Consider the following 17,231-nt stretch of genomic DNA (forward strand, 5'->3'; position numbering starts at 1 on the left):
TTCGATCAGCCTCTTACTGCGCTTCGGCGGGTGCTACCGCGTCAGCCGAAGCCGTGTCGATCAGCTCAGGAACGAACGTGTCACCGTCGGCGACGAGCTTGACCTGGTACATCTCCTGCAGGAGCGCGTGGTCACCCGCGCGGACCGTGAGGGTGCCCTTGGGTCCGTCGAACGAGTAGCCCTCAAGTGCGGAGATCATCGCGTCGACGTCGCCCTGCCCTTCTTCGATCGCGTGCACGATCATGAGCGCCGCGTTGAAGCCATCGGGGCTGAACAGGTCGGGCGTGCAGCCGTCGGCCTCGAGAAGGCTGACCATCTCGGTGTTGACCGCGTTGTCGGGAGCGCCGGGGAAGTAGTAGTTCAGGAAGTTGATCTTCTCCGAAGCCTCACCGTACGCGCCGAACGTGGCCGAGTCGCCGAGACCGGTCACGACCGGGATCGCGTCAAGAACGCCCTGCTGGCTCATCGCCTGCCACATCGCGCCCGAGGTCGCGCCGGCCCAGGCCACGAAGACGAGGTCGGGGCTGCCCGCCAGCACCTGCTGCGCGAACGGGGTGAACTCGGTCACATCTTCGGCCACGAGGACCGAGTTGACCGTGGCGCCCTGGCCACCGAGGATCGCCTCGACGGCGGCGACGTTGCCCTGACCGAACGCCGTGTCCTGAGCGAATACGGTCACGGTCTTGCCCGAGATGTCATCGAGGAAGGTGCCCGCTGTTGCGACATCCTGCGAGCTCTGGCGTCCCGAGCGGAAGGTGTACTCGTTGATGCCGGTGATCGCGTCGGCAGCGGCGGGGCCCGAGATGTAGAGGACCTTGTTCTGCTCAGCCTGCTCGGCCACCGCGAGTGCGACACCCGAGGAGACGGTGCCGGCGATGATGTTGACGCCGTCACCGATGAGTTCCTTGACGGCAGTGACGGCCTTGTCGGGGTCGCCCGCGTCGTCACGGTACTCGACGTTGATGGTCGTTCCGTTGATCTCGTTCGTGCCGTCGGTCGCGTACGACATTCCCGCGCGGAGACCGCAGAGGTACTGCTCGCCGTAGCCGGCGAGCGCTCCGCTCTCGCTCGAGACGATGCCGACCGTGACCTCAGAGGGACCCATGGTCTCGTCGCCGCCGGTGTCACCACCGTCGGCCTGCGGCGCACAGGCCGCCATAACAAGGGCGCTGGTGGCAACCACCGTGCCCAGGAGCAACTTCTTTGTAACCCGCATGTGCGTGCCTTTCACCGTTGGAAGGGGCATACCTGAAAGCTGATTCAGGTGGCACCTACAGTAGGTGACGAGGACACGCAGGGCAAGTCACGCTGGGTGGATGTCGGCATCGTTACCGATTCGCGACCGGATGTCGTCTGGAGCAACTGATCGCGGCGGCACTCCTGTCAGCCCGAAGCGAGCAGGGGTTCGTCGAGCACCCACGACACGTTGTAGACGAGCGGTTCGTCGACGCCGGCATCCGCCGCGTCCACGAGCGCGAAGCGCCCGTGGATGCCGAGCGCCTCCGCGCCGTACTCCCAGCTCGCGCACCAGATGCCTGCCGCGACAGGCGCGTAGTAGCGGGAGGCTGCGGCCGAGACGAAATCGACGCGCACGAGGCGACGCTCGCCGAGATTCTCTTCGATGATGGCCGCGGCCCGCGTGGGCTGAGCGTTGAAGGACGAGGGCGACCACTGGCACGCCTCGTAGGTTCGGCCGAATTCCGAGAACGGTGCCCTCGTGGTTTCGAGCGGCCGAGCGAGGTCCCCGCCTCCGAAGAAGAGCTCACTCAGAGGCTTGCGACGGTGCTGAATGAGCTGCATGAGGCGGATCATGATCGGCAGTAGTCGCGAGCGGTAGCCGATGGCACACACGCAAATGATGTGGTCGCGGTCGGCGGTGAACCGGGAACCGAGATTCTCGATGATGCTTCCGTGGTGGGCGCCCGGTCCGATCCAACATGTGGCGACACCCGCACGCGTCGCGTCGATGACAACCCGCTGCAGGCTGCGTCCGACATCGACAACCGCCGTCCGGCATACTCAGCAGGGGCGACCGCGACCAAGAACTCCGTCGCACCGACAGCCGGCCACACCGTCAGGGTCGCCTGCACATATTCGAGGCGCACCTGAGCTTTCCCGATCAGGACATCGGAGCGGGTGTGCACCCCGACGGAAGTGAGAAGGTCGGCGCGATCGGTGTCACTCAGAAGGCGCCTCTGGAAAGACCGGCAGGAGCGGCGCGAGCGCATGAGTTCGAAGGCATCCAGGTCGTCCCGGCGCGGGGGGCGCCGCTCGGCGGGGCGGATTCCTCCCTTGAGCGTCACGACGTCGACAGCCGAGATCGCCGCGAGGACGCCGCCGAGGAAGAGCGGGATGCCGACCCCGAGCGGGTGCCACCCGATCGCGAGGGCGGTAATACCGGCAGCTGCCAGCAGCAGGAGCGCAACGGCCACGGTGGGGAGGTACTGCAGCCAGCCGGTGAACTGCAGCCTGGTCTTCACGGCGACGAACCGCTCAAGAACTGTGCGGCGCCGCCGCGTGGCGCCAGCGCTCGGCGTCGCGGCCATCGTCGATTCTCCTCAAATTATTGATAGTCTGGACTTACAATAAACGACCCGGTAGGGGTATCGCCAGAGGGAGGTCGGATGCCGAAGATCGTGAACCTCACGCCGGTGTTCGACACGACCGTACGAGTGCTCGCCGAACGCGGCTACGACGGCACGACCGTCCAGGCGATTGCCGCCGAGAACGACGTCAGTGAAGTAACGCTTTTCCGCCGCTTCGGAACCAAAGCACGGCTGATCGCGGCCGCGCTAGCCGACCGGCTCGCCGCATCCGCGTTCTCCGCGCCACCCCACTCCGGCGACCTCCGAGCCGATCTCATATCGATTGCGCGCGCCTACGGCGCGACCAACCAGGCACACGGAGGGGCCGTGATGACCGTACTGGTCGAGGCCTCACGGCATCCCGAGCTCAGGCCCGCCATCGGCGGGCTCATGCCGAACCTGCGCCACTGCGCCGATATCATCGCCACACATCAGAACGAGGGCCGCCTGCAGGAAGGCGACCCGATGGTCTTAACCGCCCAGCTACTGTCACCGTTCATTACGGCGAGCTTGTGGCAGCGAGCTGGCGCGCCCGCGCTGCAGGAACCGGCGACCGTCGAAAGGATCGTGGACGGATTCCTCGCCGGATATGGCACGCCGTGAACGCGAGAGCCGGGGCGCGATCGCCAGGGTACACACCGCTTACATACCGCATTTATATACATGCGGTATATATTTGACCTCGTGACCGACAGCACCCCCTCGAGACGATCATTAGTGCGGCGTATGCGCTTACGCGCATTGCGGCCCAGCGCACCGGAAACGACGCTCCCGCAGCGCAGTGGCGCGCCCTCGCCGTGCTGGATCGGGAGGGCGCGCTCCGGATCGGCGAACTCGCTGCGGCCGCACGGACGACGCAACCCGGAATGACGCGGTTGATCGGCCAGATGACCGATGAGGCCCTGGTGACCCGCTCCCCCGACCCGGAGGATTCGCGAGCCACCGTCGTGCGCATCACCGCGGACGGGCGCGGAGCTCTCACTCGCTGGCGGGCTCAGCTGAGTGAGACGCTCGCTCCGTTGTTCGCTGATCTCACCGACGGCGACCGTGCGGCGCTCGAGCGCACGGCCCAGGTGCTGAGCGAGCGCACAATCGATGCCCCCTTCAACCCCTCAGGACGCAACCAATGACCGCGGCAACGCACGCCCCGACATCCGCCGCCTCGGTGTGGCGCCAGCCGGCGCAGGTGTGGGCCGTCGCGTTCGCGTGTGTCGTCGCCTTCATGGGAATCGGGCTGGTTGATCCGATCCTGCCCGCGATTGCCGCCTCGCTCGACGCGACCGCCGTCGAGACCGAGCTGTTGTTCACGAGCTACCTCCTCGTGACAGGACTCGCGATGCTCGTGACGAGCTGGATCTCGAGCCGCATCGGAACCAAGGCCACCCTCATGGCAGGACTCGGGCTCATCGTGCTCTTCTCCCTCCTGTCGGCGCTCAGCGGGAGCGTCGATGCGATCATCGGATTCCGCGCCGGCTGGGGCCTGGGCAACGCACTGTTCATCTCCACCGCGCTGGCCACGATCGTCGGGGCAGCATCCGGGGGCAGCGGCTCTGCCATCGTCCTCTACGAAGCTGCCCTCGGGCTCGGGATTGCGATCGGCCCCCTCCTGGGAGGCCTTCTCGGCGAGATCAGCTGGCGCGGCCCGTTCTTCGGGGTGGTGGTGCTCATGGCGATCGCGTTCATCGCGGTCGCGGTCTTGGTCCGCGGCACCGGCGAGCGGCGGGCACCCGTTCCCCTGTCGGCGCCGATCCGCGCACTACGCACGCCGGCGCTTGCGGTGCTCGCTGCAGCGGCCCTCTTCTACAACATCGGGTTCTTCATCCTGCTCGCCTTCTCACCGTTCCCGCTCGGGTTCGGCGCGATGGGGATCGGCCTGACATTCTTCGGCTGGGGAGTCGCGCTCGCGGTCACCAGCGTCTGGGTCGCGCCGGCGCTGGCACGACGGATGCCGCGCACCACGATCATGCAGATCGTCCTGGTGCTGCTGGCCCTCGATCTGTTGGCCGCCGGGCTGCTGGTGTCGTCTGCCGCAGCCCTGGTCACCTGCATCGTCATCGGAGGACTCCTGCTGGGCGTCATGAACACGGTGCTCACGGAAGCGGTCATGGAAGCGACCGATCACCCACGGGCTGTCGCGTCCTCGGCGTACTCGGCCGTTCGCTTCCTCGGCGGCGCTGCCGCTCCCCCGCTGGCAGCCCTGCTGTGGCACGCGTTCTCGGCGAGCGTTCCGTACTACGTCGCCGCTGTCGCGGTGATGCTCGCGGCGTTGATCATCCTGCTCGGACGCAGCACCCTCGCCCGCGTGGATGGCCGTGTGGCTGACACGCAAGAAGAGGGCGCGGCAGTGCTCATCGGAGACGCCGGCTGAGGCATCCGGTCGGCGGGTTCCCCCGAGACAGAAACGCGGCCCGGGGAGAGGCTCTCACCCGGGCCGCCTTCTTCGCGATTACCCGAATATCGCGAAGGTGTTGCTCTGGTAACGAACCTACCTTCGGCGTCAGCTATGCGATCGCTATGTGAGAGCACTCTCACACGGTGTGCGGAAGCGGGAGCCGGTGCGACGGGCGCTCACCACGAAGGTGCAGTAACAAAATGGTGCACCCCCAGGGACTTGAACCCTGAACCCACTGATTAAGAGTCAGTTGCTCTGCCGATTGAGCTAGAGGTGCGGATGGATGACCACGCAGATCGCGCGGCGAACCGAGGGTCAACACTACCATCACGATGACGTCACCCGGAAATCGCGCCGGGCAGTGCGGCCTATCCTTGATCGCGTGATCTCCTCCCCCTCGATGAACAGCTTCGATGCCCCCTTCGACGGCGATCTCTCGGCAGAACTGGCGCTCGCGCTCAGGCTCGCGGATGCCGCCGATGCCGTGTCGATGGCACGCTTCGACGCCGCGGATCTCGACATCCAGATCAAACCGGACGCCACGTACGTTACGGAGGCAGACCTGGCGACCGAGCGGGCCATTCGCGACATCCTCGAGGCCGAGCGTCCTGAAGACGGAATCTTCGGTGAAGAGTTCGGGTCCTCCGGCAACGCCGCACGAGAGTGGATCATCGACCCGATCGACGGCACCGCGAACTACCTCAAGGGCATCCCGATGTGGGCGACGCTGATCGCGCTCGCGATCGATGGCGTCCCCCGCGTCGGGGTCGTGAGCCAACCCGCGATCGGGCGCCGCTGGTGGGGCGCCACGGGACTCGGCGCGTGGACCGCAACCCCATCAGGCACGCCAACTCGGCTCCGGGTCTCCGAGATCGATTCGCTCGAGAAGTCGAGCATCAGTTTTCAGAGCATCGAACAGTGGGACGAGGTGGGCCGGGTCGATGACCTCATCCGCCTGACCCGGGCCGTCTGGCGCGATCGCGGGTACGGCGACGCCTGGCCCTACATGCTGCTGGCGGAGGGCCGGCTCGAGATGGTCGCCGAGTTTGGCGTCAAGGAGTACGACGTCGCGCCGTACGTCCCGATCCTGCACGAGGCCGGCGGCCGGTTCACGGCGGTCGACGGAAGCCACACCCTGAGCGATCGCTCCGGGATCGCCACCAACGGCATCCTGCACGACGCCTTCATCGACCTGCTGCGCGACGACGGATCCGCATCGTGAGATCCACAACACCGCGCGCGACCCTGCTTGCACCGATCGTTCTCGGTGCACTCGCGCTGGCGGCGTGCTCGGCGAGCCCGACACCAGCGCCTACCGCGACGGCAACAGAATCTGCGCCGCCCGCTGCGCCGATCGAGACGCCGGATGCAACACCGAGTCCGACCGCGGAAGCGTCTGCTCCGTCGTGCGAGACGCTCATCTCGGCCTCGCTCGTGGAAGAACTGACAAGCTACGGCTGGACCGCGCGCACCGACGATTTCCTCGTCGGCGCGACGGTCGTCGAAGGCGGCCTCCAGTGCACGTGGGCTGACTTCGACGGCCCCGCGACCGACAACCTGCTGGTCTTCGGATGGGCCCCGGTTGCCGCCAGCGAAGCAACGCGCCTGCAGTCAGACCTCATTGCCCAGGGATGGCTCCGTGAAGACGGCCCCCAGGGCACCTACATCACGACGGATCCGCAGTACGCGGTCGCTGTCGACGAGGACGGGTATGGGATGACGTACCTGTTCGGCGACGGATGGGTGACCGTTGCGCTGACGAAACAAGGTCTCGTCCTCATCGAGCGACCCGATGCCTGAGTTCGTTCCCGTCAGGCGCACGCCGTTCCGATAAAGTCAGAGCACTGTCGCCTGACCCGAAACGGACGGCATCGATGCCCGGACTTTCCCGCCGCCACTTTCTCACCGGCGTCGCCGCACTCGCGGCTGCCACCGGACTGAACATCGACGTGCTCGGACGCGGCCTCGCCGCCCGTGCGCAGACAACGGCCCAGACAGCAGCCGGCATCCCGACGACGCTGCAGCAGACGATCCTGCAGGGCAGCGTGATCCAGGGCTCGTACCGGGGTCTGACGACGGGCCCGGGCGAGCCCTACCTTCCCCGGCTCGACATCCTGCGCGCTGCACCGTCCGCGTCGCGCGCGGCGGCGCGCCGCTCCCTGCTCTACCTCGGTCACCTCTCAGACCTCCACGTCATCGACGCACAGTCGCCCGGGCGCATCGAGCCGATGATCGTGCAAGACCATTCGGCCTGGGGATCGGCGTTCCACCCCCAGGATCCGCTGAGCCCGCACGCGACGGCGGCCATGGTGCAGGCGTTCTCGGATGCGCGATACAGCCCGCTGACGGGGGCGCCGATGAGCGCGGCGATCGTGACCGGCGACTCCGCCGACATGCACTCCCACCAGGAGCTGCGCTGGTACATCGACCTCATGGACGGCCTCAGCGTCGACCCCGCGTACGCGAGCTCGACCTTCCAGGGCGTGCAGGCGTGGGCAGAGGCGATCTGGGCCTACCGACCCGGTGACCCGACAGGCGGCGCCTTCGGCGACTACGGGTTCCCGCAGCTTCCCGACCTGCTCTCCCAGGCGATCGCCAAGCCCGTCGACTCTGTGGGACTCCCCGCCCCCTGGTACGCCGTGTACGGAAATCACGACACGCTGCTGCTCGGCACATTCAATCTGAGCCCGCAGTTGCACGCTCTCGCCGTGGGCGCCCAGAAGTCGTACGCGCTCGAGGGCACCGCGGGAATGGCCCTTGGCGGGTGGGCCGCGGCGACCGGCGTCCTGCAACAGGCTGTCGATGCCCTCGGCCTCGGCTGGGGACGTCCCGGCTTCCGGGAGGTCGCGGCCAGTCCCGAGCGCTACCTGTTCGAGCAGCGCGAATTCATGGCCGAGCACTTCAACACGCAGCCGACCCCCGGGCCCGTGGGGCACGGATTCACGCAGCACAACCTCGACTCCGGAGAGACGTGGTGGGTCACCGACCTCTCGCCGAACGTGCGCGGCTTCGGACTCGACACGTGCAATCAGGTCGCCGGACCCGACGGCGGCGTGCCCGAGGTGCAGTTCCGGTGGCTCGAGGCGCAACTGCAGCAGGCGCAGGCTGAGAACAAGCTCGTCCTCATCTTCAGCCACCACAACAGCCTCACGCTCGAGAACAAGGCGCAGCGGTTCGATGACCCGCAGAAGCTCTACGGCGCTGAGGAGTTCGTGGCGATGCTGCTGAAGTACCCCGTCGTGATCGGGTGGCTCAACGGTCACACCCATCTGAACCAGATCCTGGCGCACGGCGAGGGCGACCGTGGGTTCTGGGAAATCACGACCGCGTCGTGCATCGACTTCCCGCAGCAGCAACAGGTCGTCGAGATCGTCGACAACCGTGACGGCACGCTCTCGCTGTTCACGACGGTGCTCGATCACGCCTCCCCCGCCGTTCCCGGGTCCAGCGGCAGCGTCGCCGACCTCGCATCGCGCTCGCGCGAACTCGCCGCCAACGACTGGGCCGAAAGCCCCATGATGCGACGCGGTTCGCCGCTGGATCGCAATACCGAGCTTCTCCTGAAGGCCCCGTTCGATCTGTCTCGGATCACGGATGCCGCCCTGGAGACCCAGCACATGACCGAGAACGCTCGGATCCTGGCCTACGAAACGGAGCGTGGACTGTGAAACGGCCACTGATCGCGGCATCCGTGCTGGCGGCGAGCGTGCTGACCATGGCCGGATGCTCGCAGGTTGAGGCTCTGGCACCGGTCGGCGGAAACCACATGACCGAGATCCGGTACGCCGCGATCGACATCCTGCTCGCGAAGAACATCGACGTACTCGTCGCGCCGGTCTGCGAGCAGTCCGGCGAGGCGGTTTCCTGCACCGGCGAGACGGCAGAGGGTCAGACGATCACCGTCGAGTCCCCCGCCGATGCGACCGACACCGTCACGGTGACCGTCGGCGACGAGACCGTCTACAGCGGGAAGTACTGGGACATCCTGGACGATGCCGTGCGAGGTGACCTGTGAGTACGGGAGCTCTGCTCGGACACGCCTGGCGGGTATGGGTGCCCGCCGTCGTGCTGAACACCGCACTGCAGGCGCTTCTCGTGGCGCCGTTCGTCACGCCCGCGGCATCCGTGGTCTTCGTCGTGCTGGTGCTCGCCGCGATTGCCGGCGTCGTCGTGAGCGTGGGGCTTATCGGTGCGGCGTTCCGATCCGCGCTCGGGGGCGGCACCCGGTGGCCGTCCTGGGGCGAGTGGCTCGCGGTGCTCCTGCTGACGCTGGCAGTGTCGGCGAGCGCTCTCGTCGCGGCGTGGCTCGTGATCCCGGTGCTCGCTGTCGCGGCCATCATGCTGCCGGCCGTCTTCGGAGTTCCGCAGCGCACAGCGTGGGGCTTCGGCCTGTTCGCACGAGCACCGCTGCGCGGCATCCTGCTGACCCTCGTGACACTCGCTCTGGTGGCGCTGCTGTGGTTTGCGGCGCTCATGTTCGGCTTCTTCGTCACCGGCTGTGTAGGCGCCGCGTTGACGTGGCTGGTCATCGGCGTGATCGGCGCGTTCGTGCTCGCGACGTGGTTCGCGACGCCGCGCCGCGAGCGGGCCTGACGCTACCCCGTGACGGATGCCGGCATCGGCGTGATCGACACGTCGACCGCCCCGAACGGGAAGGGGAAGATCAGCGACCAGTCGCCGTCGGGGCTCCAGTCGCGAATCGGGGCCTCAAGAACCGCGAACCACGCGAGCGAAACAACCAGCGATACCGCGGCGATAGCGAGGATCACGATGGCAGCCCAGTCGAGGATGCGAAGCGCCGCAGGAATCGTCTGCGCTCGCCGTATGACGAGAGTGAGCGCGACGATGAAGGCGAGGACGACAGCGATGATCACGACCAGGCTCGGCTCCAGCGTCAACGTCATGCACTGCGGCACCACCTCGGTCGGATTGCCGTTCGAATCGATGTAGCCCCCGTCTGCCCCGATCCCACCGGCACATGTGCCAGCCATGCCTCGTGTGAAGGTCGCATAGACCCAGAGCGCGAGGGCCGTCACGGTCGCGACCCGACGAATGCGCGCGACGATCTCGACGCCGGGCAGCACGGAGCTGCCCGTGACGGATGATTGGATCTCGGCATCCGCGTGAGTCATGGCCCCACCGTAACCCGGATGACCCGGGCGGCCGCAAGACAGGGAAGAATCGGACCGTGAGCTCATCCCTGTTCGCTCCACCCCGATTCTCGAACCTCGCCGCCGCGGCAGCGGGCGAGAAGCCCCTGACCTGGCGACAGCGTCGCGCCCGGTTCCGTCAGATCTGGACCCTGGCCCGGCGTCACGGGCTCCTGCCGTTCCGCAAACTCGACTTCAGCTATGACCCCGCGACCGCCGAGGTTCGTGCACGCCAGGCACGCGGCCTGCGCGAAGCGCTCGAAGAGGCCGGCGGCGGTTTCATCAAGGCCGGGCAGCTGCTCTCGACCCGCGATGACATCCTGCCGACTGAGTGGGTACGCGAGCTCTCACGGCTGCAGAAAGAGGTCAATCCTGCACCCGCCGCGCAGATCGAGGAACTCCTCGAGCGCGAACTCGGCGAGCGCCGTGGTCGGTTCGCGACCTTCGACGTGGATCCGCTGGCTGCGGCATCCATCGCCCAGGTGCACCGGGCGACACTGGATGACGGCACCGTCGTGGCCGTGAAGGTGCAGCGTCCTGGCATCCGTGCCCTGCTGGACTGCGACATCGACATCATGCTGCGGCTTGCCGGCTGGGCGACCCGCCGCATCAAGCAGGCCCGCCAGTTCGGTGCGCTGGATATTGCGAAGCAGTACGCCCAGGATCTGCGCAATCAGGCCGACTTCGCGCGCGAAGCGAGCAACCTCGAGAGTCTCGCCCAGTCCGCGCGGTCGGCCCGCGATGAGGTGCGCATCCCGCGGATCTTCCCCGACCTCTCCACCGACCGCGTCCTGACGATGGAGTTCATCGACGGCGAGACGATCACGGCACTGCGGCGCGAGGGGCAGACCGATGAGATCGAGGATGCCCTGCGCACGGTGCTGCGCAGTTTCTTGCGCCAGCTTGTGATCGACGGCGTCTTTCACGCCGACCTGCATCCGGGCAACGTCATCATCGATCCCGAGGGCACACCGGCACTCATCGATTTCGGCTCGGTCGGCCGGCTCGACAGGGACCTGCGGCAGACGGTTCAGGACCTCGCGATTGCGTTCCTGCAGGGCGATACCCGTCGGGTCGCGGATGCCGCCCTGGCGATCATGCCGCTGGCAAACCCCGCCGACGAGCCCGGATTCCGACGGGCACTCGCCGAGTTCGTCACCCACGATCTCGGCAGCGGTTCCCGCGTCACCCTGCGCACGATCGACAACGCGAGCGACCTGTTCACCCGCTACGGCAGCGCGCTGCCTGCCGATCTCGTCGCCGCGGGTCGCGCCTTCGCGATCCTTGAGGGGACCCTCCGCACCGCGGCACCGACGATGGATGTCATCGGCGAATCGCGCGACGCGGCGCAGGCGCTCATCCTCTCCCAGTTGCGTCCGCGCGCGCTCGCCGGCGCCATCGGACGTTCAGCCCTGGGCGCGTTCCCGCGCCTGCGGCGGCTTCCCGATCGTCTCGAGACCATCGTCGGCGATCTTGCCGACGGCAAACTCACCGTCAAGATCCGGCTGTTCGCCGACGACCGCGATCGCCGTGTCGTCACGGGCGTCATCCGTCGCGTCTCGACCGTGATTCTCGGCGGGATGCTGGCCGTCGCGTCGTTCGTCATGTTCGTGCTTCCACCGTTCGAGGGAGGATCACTCTCCCCTGTCGCAGCCGGCGTGGCGCTGGCGATTGGGGCTGCCGCATCCTTCGTCACCGCGTCGGTGGATGCCCTCCTAGGACGACGTCCGTAACGGGGCACTGCCCGTGAGCACCCGGACAGTGCAGAATCAGGGCATGAAACGCTTCGACACTGTTGTCATCGGCGCCGGGATCTCTGGCCTGACCGCCGCGCGACTACTCGTGGCGGCCGGCCGCACCGTCGTCATCCTCGAGGCGCGCGACCGCGTTGGCGGCCGCGTACAGACCGATCGCACGGGCGGTGAAGTCACCGACCTCGGCGCGTCGTGGATCCACGGCATCACCGGCAGCCCCGTCGCTGCAGCTGCGGACGCGTTCGGGATGCGCATGGTCGAGTTCACGGTCGGTGGATACCAGCCCGATAGCCGTCCGATCGCCTACTACGGCCCGGACGGCGTTCGCCTCTCGGATGCCGAGGCTCGAGCCTTCGCCGACGACGTACACACGGTCGATGCGGCGCTGCTCGCCGTGATCGCGGCATCCGCCCCCGACGCGTCGTATCGCGATGTCACCGAACAGGCGCTCGCGGACCAGGGGTGGGATGCCGAGCGGACCCAGCGGGTGCGCGAGTACCTCGAGCACCGGGCGGAGGAGCAGTACGGCGCCTGGATCGAGGATCTTGCGGCGCACGGCCTCGACGATGACGCGATCGAGGGCGACGAGGTCGTCTTCCCGGATGGCTACGACGTGCTCGCTACGCGGCTGTCCGCGGGGCTCGATATCCGCCTCGAGCATGTCGTGACGCGGGTGGAGTGGTCGGATGACGGGGTCGTCGTCTCGACAGACCGGGGCGTGTTCGGCGGCGAGACCGCGGTCGTGACGGTGCCGGTCGGAGTCCTGCAGTCCGACGAGTTCGTCATCCATCCGCCGCTGCCTGAACCGGTCGCCGGTGCGCTCAGCCGCCTCACGATGAACGCGTTCGAAAAGGTGTTCCTCCGCTTCCCGACGAAGTTCTGGGATGAGGGTGTGTACGCGATTCGTCAGCAGGGCCCCGAAGGGCGGGCCTGGCACTCGTGGTACGACCTGACCGCGCTGCACGGCACCCCGACCCTGCTGACCTTCGCGGCCGGACCGACAGCACGACAGGTCGCCGGATGGGATGCCGAACGCATCGTCGCCGACATCCTCGTGCAGCTCCGCCGGCTCTACGGCGACCGCGTCGTCGAACCCACGAGCGTGGCGATCACGTCGTGGCACGACGACCCGTTCACCCGAGGCTCCTATGCGTATATGACGCTCGGTTCGACCACGGCCGACCACGACGATCTCGCGACACCGATCGGTGGCGTGCTGCATCTGGCCGGGGAGGCGACCTGGACCGACGATCCCGCGACGGTTCCCGCGGCGATGCTCTCGGGCCACCGCGCCGCCGAGCGGATCGCGAATCACGACATCCCGATTGACACGCTCTGGCGCTGAGCAGTTACGTCGAACCCTCACGCGAAGGGTCGCAACACGCCGTTGCAGGTCGATGACGTACGGCGTGTTGCGACCCCTCGCGTGAGACGGACGCCGCTAAATGCGCTGCAGCTCGCCGCGCACGATGGAGTCTCCGGAGTGCTCGGGCGGACCATCATCGGGTTCGGCCGATACGTCCACGAGAACGAACTCATCCAGATCGATATCGGCAGGGATGGGGAAGGTCCCGGTCTGGCTGTCGAGCACTCCGAGGCTCACGATTTGCGTGGCATCCGCGGAGATCAACCAGACCTCGCGGAACGTGCCGGGAATCGGCGCAGCCTCCAGTGTCACCTCGACGGTCCGTTCGTCGCCGCGCTCCTCGACTACCGCTTCCCCGTGAGCACCGGGATGGTCAGGGAACGCGAGCAGCTCTGCGGATGCGATCGGGGTCGTCTGCGGCAAGGATGTCAGCGACCAGACGCCGCCGACAACCACCACGAGCACAACCGTAGCGGCCAATGCGAGCAGGCCGCGTGTCAGCCCGCCGGCCCGACGCCGGGGAGCTCGGTCACGCGTTCGTGCGACGTGCTCACGCCGGGTCTGCGCCGGAGCCTCCTCGGATGCTGAAACTGTCGCGTCGTCCGCCGTCGAGGCAGTCGCACCGGGACTCATACCGAGTTCATCGACAATGGCATCCCACACCCGCGGAGGCGGTGATTCGAGCGCGTCGATGACAATCGTCGACCGGCCGACGACAGCGGTTCGCTTCAGTGCGTCGACCTCCTCCGCGCACACCGGGCACTCTTCCAGGTGGGCACGGTCATCCGCCGTGAGCTCCTGCTCCCCCAGGGCGACAAGAGGAAGGATGTCGGGGTCAAGATGCGACATAACTCACCTCCAGTCGGTCGCGAAGTCTGGACAGACTTCGTCGGATATGGCTCTTGACGGTCCCGAGCGGCATGTCCAGCCGCTCGGAGATTTGTTGATGTGTGAGGTCATCGTAGAAGGCGAGCTTCACTACGGCCTTCGCATCGGGCTCGAGAAGGTCGATTTCTTCGGCCAGAAGGAGGGAATCGCCCAGGTCCACCTCCGCGCCGCTGATGTCCGGGCCTGCCACGCGCTCGAGCTCCTGTTGGAGGCGAGCCGCGCGAGAGCGCGCCTCGTGCGCATCGGCGATACGACGACGGGCGATCGAGACGAGCCACGTCGAGAGCATCGACCGGGACGGGTCGAACGAATCCCGAGAGCGCCACGCCGACACGAAGGTCTTCTGCGTGACATCCTCGGCATCGAGCCGGTCGCCAAGCGATCGCAGCGCGATGGTGTAGACCACGGCAGACCACCGCTCGTACATCTGCGCCAACGCCCGCTCGTCACCCGCGCGGAACCGGTCGCTCAGTTCGAGGTGTTCCTCGTCCTGCACCAGGGAGACCTCCCGCCTCATTGCGATCACCGCGCCTACGCATCTGCGGGGCCGGCGACGACGACAATGTTGTCTCGGTAATGTCCGAGCGCCGGATCGAAGGGTCCGCCGCAGGTGATGAGCACCAGCGTACGCTCCCCCGACCTGGCGAAGAGCTCATCGGGTAGCTCGCTCTTCACGTACTCGGTGACCGATTCGACGCGGTACGTAAAGTCGCGGCCCGACTCGTCAGCGACACTGACCTCGGCGCCGACTCCCAGGTCCCGGAGCCTGCTGAACGGGCCGATGCCGTACGTTGCGGAGTCGACGTGAGCCGCGATCACGGTGTTTCCTTCCTCGGATGCCGGTGCCGGCCCGAACCGGTACCACCCGGCGACCGCGGGATCTTCCGGGATCTCCATGAAGCCATCCGGGAGGACGCCGACCGCAACGACAGGAACGGATAGCGAGACGTCCGGAACGGTCAACAACTGCGGCTGCGGTGCTGGCGCAAGCGCCTGCGGTGCCGCCGAGACGACCGGCACATCGACCGCTGGCCGCGGAGGAGTCGGGACTGTCGCGCTCGGGCTCGGAGTAACCGGGGGCTGCGCCCCCACCCCGGAGGGGATGAGGGCGCAGCCCGAGAGCAGCGACAAGGCGACGACGGCAGCGGTGGCAGCCGCGGTACGCGCTCGCGCTGAGGCGGGCATCAGCGGCGAGCGACCGAACGAGCGATCAGCACGCCACCGCCTGCGAGAACCGCGGCAGCGACGAGCCCGCCGATGAGCAGGCCTCCCTGCATCATGGCGTCCTGCTGGGCCAGCTGTCCGCCCGTGCCAGAGTTCACGCCGCCGGGCGCGGAGTACAGGCCATCGATGGTCTGCACGGCGAGGGCGAGGTTGTCGTCATCGAGGCTGCCCCACGCGTAGACGATCGTGAGCTGCCCGTCAGCGATCGTGACGTCGGCGGGTCCGAGCAGCGCCGGGCTGGTCGTTCCTGCCGCCACGACGGATGCCGACACCGTGCCCGCCGCGAGATCGAGAGTTGCCTCGTCGGGGTTGGCGAGACCCTCAACGACGGCTGTGTCGCCGGCGAGGATGTCGACAGCGGGCGCGGCAGCGACGTGACGAACCGTCAGACGGCCCTCGCCGGCGGCGGTCTCGCTGATGTCGTTGGTGAACAGCGTCGCCGTGGGGTCACCGGCCTCGGTCAGGTGCGCGACGGCGGTGTAGCTCGTGTTGGCTGCCAGCGTCAGCGTGATGGGTCCGAGCACAGGGCTGGACGCATCAGCGGCATCAGGCGCCGTCAGGGCGACCTCGTAGTCGCCCGCAGGAAGGTCGAGGGGACCAGCGAGGTCACCGGGCTGGAAGTCGTCGATCGTGAGCTCACCGTTCACGTAGACGTCGACAGGGGTGTCGGGGATGCCGTGCAACACCGACAGGTCGGCGCTGGTGTCGGAGATCGCCAAGGCCGGGGTGACGGCACCGAAAGCGAGTAGAGCGCCGGCCGTTGCGCCGGCGAGAAGTGTCTTGCGCATCGTTCCTCCAGGGTCAGGTGGGTCGTTGTTGCCCCACTACCTAGTGATTCCTGGGGAAGGTGCGATTTGGATGCAGCGGAATGCAAAATTCTTTGAAGGGCGCGCCAAGGCACGGCGGCGGCGCGAAGAGAGACCCAGTTCGCGCGGGCTATTGGCCCGCCGCGCACGATGACTATCTGGTGTGCCTCAGACTCCGGGCTGGGCGCCTATCGCGACAGGGCGATCCGGCGTATTGGACCACTGACTCCACGATCCGGGATAGACAGCGACCTCCAGGCCTGCAGTTGCCCCGGCAAGCGCCGTGTGCGCCGCGGTCAGACCTGACCCGCAATAGGCAGCGACGTGTGTGAGTTCGCTCACCCCGACACTCTCGAACGCTGAGCGAATCGCCGCGGGCGACGCGAAACCCTGTCCGTCCAGCACGGCATCCGCGGGCAGGTTCACCGCGCCCGGGATGTGTCCGGCGACCGGATCGTACGGCTCGGACTCTCCGCGGTAGCGCTCGGGTGCACGCGCGTCGAGCAGCACTCCGCGCTGCGGCCAGGCCGCGGCGTCGTCGATCGAGATGCCCTCATCCAGGTCATCGAACGCAATCGATCCCCGCTCGGGTGAGACCGCGCCCGTCTCGAGCGGAAACCCTGCCGACCGCCACGCCGACAGACCACCGTCGAGAACTCGGACACCCGCGACCCCTGCACCGCGAAGCAGCCACCAGGCGCGCGCTGCCGAGACCGAGCGGTAGTCGTCGTAGACGACCACCGTGTCACCGGCGTTCAGCCCCCAGCGACGGGCGGCATCCTGAAGCGTCTCGCGCGATGGCAGCGGGTGCCGCCCTTCAGACGGCGCACCGTGCGTCGCCAGTTCCGTGTCCATATCGACGTAGACGGCATCGGGGAGATGCCCCGCGCGGTAGTCGTCACGACCGTCGGGCTTATCGAGGCGGTAGCGAACGTCGAGAAGGCGGATGCCGCTTCCCGTTTCGAGCAGACCGTGAAGTTCGTGGGCCGAGATGAGCGGGGAGCCGGGCATACCTGCATCCTCGCACGAGATATGCCATCGGAATCCGACAGTGTGACAGCGGCTT

Annotated in this window: 18 protein-coding genes and 1 tRNA gene; 10 read left to right on the forward strand and 9 right to left on the reverse strand. The window is 67.4% G+C overall.

Annotated elements, in window-relative coordinates:
- Positions 1-13: 13 nt before the first annotated feature.
- A complete protein-coding gene (locus IT882_RS09800) occupies positions 14-1,216 on the reverse strand; it encodes a substrate-binding domain-containing protein (RefSeq protein WP_195691720.1) in 1,203 nt (400 codons plus the stop codon).
- A 167-nt stretch (positions 1,217-1,383) separates the two neighbouring features.
- Positions 1,384-1,983 (reverse strand): nitroreductase family protein, encoded by a 600-nt coding sequence (locus IT882_RS16485; protein WP_324253942.1) that lies wholly within the window; start codon positions 1,981-1,983, stop codon positions 1,384-1,386.
- 641 nt (positions 1,984-2,624) lie between these two features.
- Here IT882_RS16485 and IT882_RS09810 point away from each other — a divergent pair.
- The 3 genes from IT882_RS09810 to IT882_RS09820 all read left to right on the forward strand — a co-directional run bounded on the left by IT882_RS09810 (position 2,625) and on the right by IT882_RS09820 (position 4,953).
- Positions 2,625-3,188: a TetR/AcrR family transcriptional regulator gene (locus tag IT882_RS09810; RefSeq protein ID WP_195691721.1), complete on the forward strand. Its 564-nt coding sequence runs from the start codon at positions 2,625-2,627 to the stop codon at positions 3,186-3,188.
- 137 nt (positions 3,189-3,325) lie between these two features.
- Positions 3,326-3,715: a MarR family winged helix-turn-helix transcriptional regulator gene (locus IT882_RS09815; RefSeq protein ID WP_267490551.1), complete on the forward strand. Its 390-nt coding sequence runs from the start codon at positions 3,326-3,328 to the stop codon at positions 3,713-3,715.
- Entirely contained in the window at positions 3,712-4,953 is a 1,242-nt protein-coding gene (locus IT882_RS09820) for an MFS transporter (RefSeq protein WP_195691722.1), read from the forward strand. Before IT882_RS09815 ends, IT882_RS09820 begins: the two co-directional genes overlap by 4 nt.
- Before the next feature lie 225 nt (positions 4,954-5,178).
- On the opposite strand, the gene IT882_RS09825 is transcribed toward IT882_RS09820, so the two are convergent.
- Positions 5,179-5,254 (reverse strand) — tRNA-Lys (locus IT882_RS09825).
- Positions 5,255-5,359: 105 nt separating this feature from the next.
- Here IT882_RS09825 and IT882_RS09830 point away from each other — a divergent pair.
- From IT882_RS09830 to IT882_RS09850, 5 genes are all read left to right on the forward strand, one after another.
- Positions 5,360-6,199: an inositol monophosphatase family protein gene (locus IT882_RS09830; RefSeq protein WP_418887745.1), complete on the forward strand. Its 840-nt coding sequence runs from the start codon at positions 5,360-5,362 to the stop codon at positions 6,197-6,199.
- On the forward strand, positions 6,196-6,777 hold the full coding sequence (locus IT882_RS09835; protein ID WP_195691723.1) for a hypothetical protein: 582 nt from the start codon (positions 6,196-6,198) through the stop codon (positions 6,775-6,777). The genes IT882_RS09830 and IT882_RS09835 overlap by 4 nt, the downstream gene beginning before the upstream one ends.
- Positions 6,778-6,851: 74 nt before the next feature.
- Positions 6,852-8,645: a TIGR03767 family metallophosphoesterase gene (locus IT882_RS09840; protein WP_195691724.1), complete on the forward strand. Its 1,794-nt coding sequence runs from the start codon at positions 6,852-6,854 to the stop codon at positions 8,643-8,645.
- The gene (locus IT882_RS09845) at positions 8,642-8,992 is read left to right on the forward strand and encodes a hypothetical protein (RefSeq protein ID WP_195691725.1); all 351 of its coding nucleotides are present in this window, start codon (positions 8,642-8,644) and stop codon (positions 8,990-8,992) included. The genes IT882_RS09840 and IT882_RS09845 overlap by 4 nt, the downstream gene beginning before the upstream one ends.
- Complete coding sequence (locus IT882_RS09850) at positions 8,989-9,570, forward strand: hypothetical protein (protein WP_195691726.1); 582 nt, start codon at positions 8,989-8,991, stop codon at positions 9,568-9,570. The genes IT882_RS09845 and IT882_RS09850 overlap by 4 nt, the downstream gene beginning before the upstream one ends.
- A gap of 2 nt (positions 9,571-9,572) precedes the next feature.
- Here the strand turns inward: IT882_RS09850 and IT882_RS09855 are convergent, their stop codons facing one another.
- Positions 9,573-10,109, reverse strand: a complete 537-nt coding sequence (locus tag IT882_RS09855; RefSeq protein WP_195691727.1) for a hypothetical protein — start codon at positions 10,107-10,109, stop codon at positions 9,573-9,575.
- A 56-nt stretch (positions 10,110-10,165) separates the two neighbouring features.
- Between IT882_RS09855 and IT882_RS09860 the strand changes: the two genes are divergently transcribed.
- Together IT882_RS09860 and IT882_RS09865 are read left to right on the forward strand one after the other, a co-directional pair.
- Positions 10,166-11,860 carry an ABC1 kinase family protein gene (locus IT882_RS09860; protein WP_195691728.1) on the forward strand — a complete coding sequence of 565 codons (1,695 nt, stop codon included), beginning with the start codon at positions 10,166-10,168 and terminating at the stop codon, positions 11,858-11,860.
- A gap of 43 nt (positions 11,861-11,903) precedes the next feature.
- Complete coding sequence (locus tag IT882_RS09865; RefSeq protein ID WP_195691729.1) at positions 11,904-13,226, forward strand: flavin monoamine oxidase family protein; 1,323 nt, start codon at positions 11,904-11,906, stop codon at positions 13,224-13,226.
- A gap of 96 nt (positions 13,227-13,322) precedes the next feature.
- Here IT882_RS09865 and IT882_RS09870 read toward each other — a convergent pair whose 3' ends face one another.
- From IT882_RS09870 to IT882_RS09890, 5 genes are all read right to left on the reverse strand, one after another.
- Positions 13,323-14,096, reverse strand: a complete 774-nt coding sequence (locus IT882_RS09870) for an anti-sigma factor (protein WP_195691730.1) — start codon at positions 14,094-14,096, stop codon at positions 13,323-13,325.
- Positions 14,083-14,652, reverse strand: a complete 570-nt coding sequence (locus IT882_RS09875) for an RNA polymerase sigma factor (protein ID WP_195691731.1) — start codon at positions 14,650-14,652, stop codon at positions 14,083-14,085. Before IT882_RS09875 ends, IT882_RS09870 begins: the two co-directional genes overlap by 14 nt.
- Before the next feature lie 14 nt (positions 14,653-14,666).
- Complete coding sequence (locus IT882_RS09880) at positions 14,667-15,320, reverse strand: class F sortase (protein ID WP_195691732.1); 654 nt, start codon at positions 15,318-15,320, stop codon at positions 14,667-14,669.
- A complete protein-coding gene (locus tag IT882_RS09885; protein WP_195691733.1) occupies positions 15,320-16,147 on the reverse strand; it encodes a DUF4397 domain-containing protein in 828 nt (275 codons plus the stop codon). Before IT882_RS09885 ends, IT882_RS09880 begins: the two co-directional genes overlap by 1 nt.
- Before the next feature lie 186 nt (positions 16,148-16,333).
- Positions 16,334-17,176: a sulfurtransferase gene (locus tag IT882_RS09890; protein ID WP_195691734.1), complete on the reverse strand. Its 843-nt coding sequence runs from the start codon at positions 17,174-17,176 to the stop codon at positions 16,334-16,336.
- Positions 17,177-17,231: the final 55 nt, after the last annotated feature.

This window comes from Microbacterium schleiferi, from assembly GCF_015565955.1.
Classification (GTDB): Bacteria; Actinomycetota; Actinomycetes; order Actinomycetales; family Microbacteriaceae; genus Microbacterium; species Microbacterium schleiferi_A.

Bases quoted from the DNA above. Each gene is read 5' to 3' on its own strand.
- IT882_RS09885 (WP_195691733.1), bottom strand. From the start codon at position 16,147: ATGCGCAAGACACTTCTCGCCGGCGCAACGGCCGGCGCTCTACTCGCT.
- IT882_RS09855 (WP_195691727.1), bottom strand. From the start codon at position 10,109: ATGACTCACGCGGATGCCGAGATCCAATCATCCGTCACGGGCAGCTCC.
- IT882_RS09870 (WP_195691730.1), bottom strand. From the start codon at position 14,096: ATGTCGCATCTTGACCCCGACATCCTTCCTCTTGTCGCCCTGGGGGAG.
- IT882_RS09820 (WP_195691722.1), top strand. From the start codon at position 3,712: ATGACCGCGGCAACGCACGCCCCGACATCCGCCGCCTCGGTGTGGCGC.
- IT882_RS09810 (WP_195691721.1), top strand. From the start codon at position 2,625: ATGCCGAAGATCGTGAACCTCACGCCGGTGTTCGACACGACCGTACGA.
- IT882_RS09800 (WP_195691720.1), bottom strand. From the start codon at position 1,216: ATGCGGGTTACAAAGAAGTTGCTCCTGGGCACGGTGGTTGCCACCAGC.
- IT882_RS09875 (WP_195691731.1), bottom strand. From the start codon at position 14,652: ATGAGGCGGGAGGTCTCCCTGGTGCAGGACGAGGAACACCTCGAACTG.
- IT882_RS09880 (WP_195691732.1), bottom strand. From the start codon at position 15,320: ATGCCCGCCTCAGCGCGAGCGCGTACCGCGGCTGCCACCGCTGCCGTC.
- IT882_RS09865 (WP_195691729.1), top strand. From the start codon at position 11,904: ATGAAACGCTTCGACACTGTTGTCATCGGCGCCGGGATCTCTGGCCTG.
- IT882_RS09890 (WP_195691734.1), bottom strand. From the start codon at position 17,176: ATGCCCGGCTCCCCGCTCATCTCGGCCCACGAACTTCACGGTCTGCTC.
- IT882_RS09840 (WP_195691724.1), top strand. From the start codon at position 6,852: ATGCCCGGACTTTCCCGCCGCCACTTTCTCACCGGCGTCGCCGCACTC.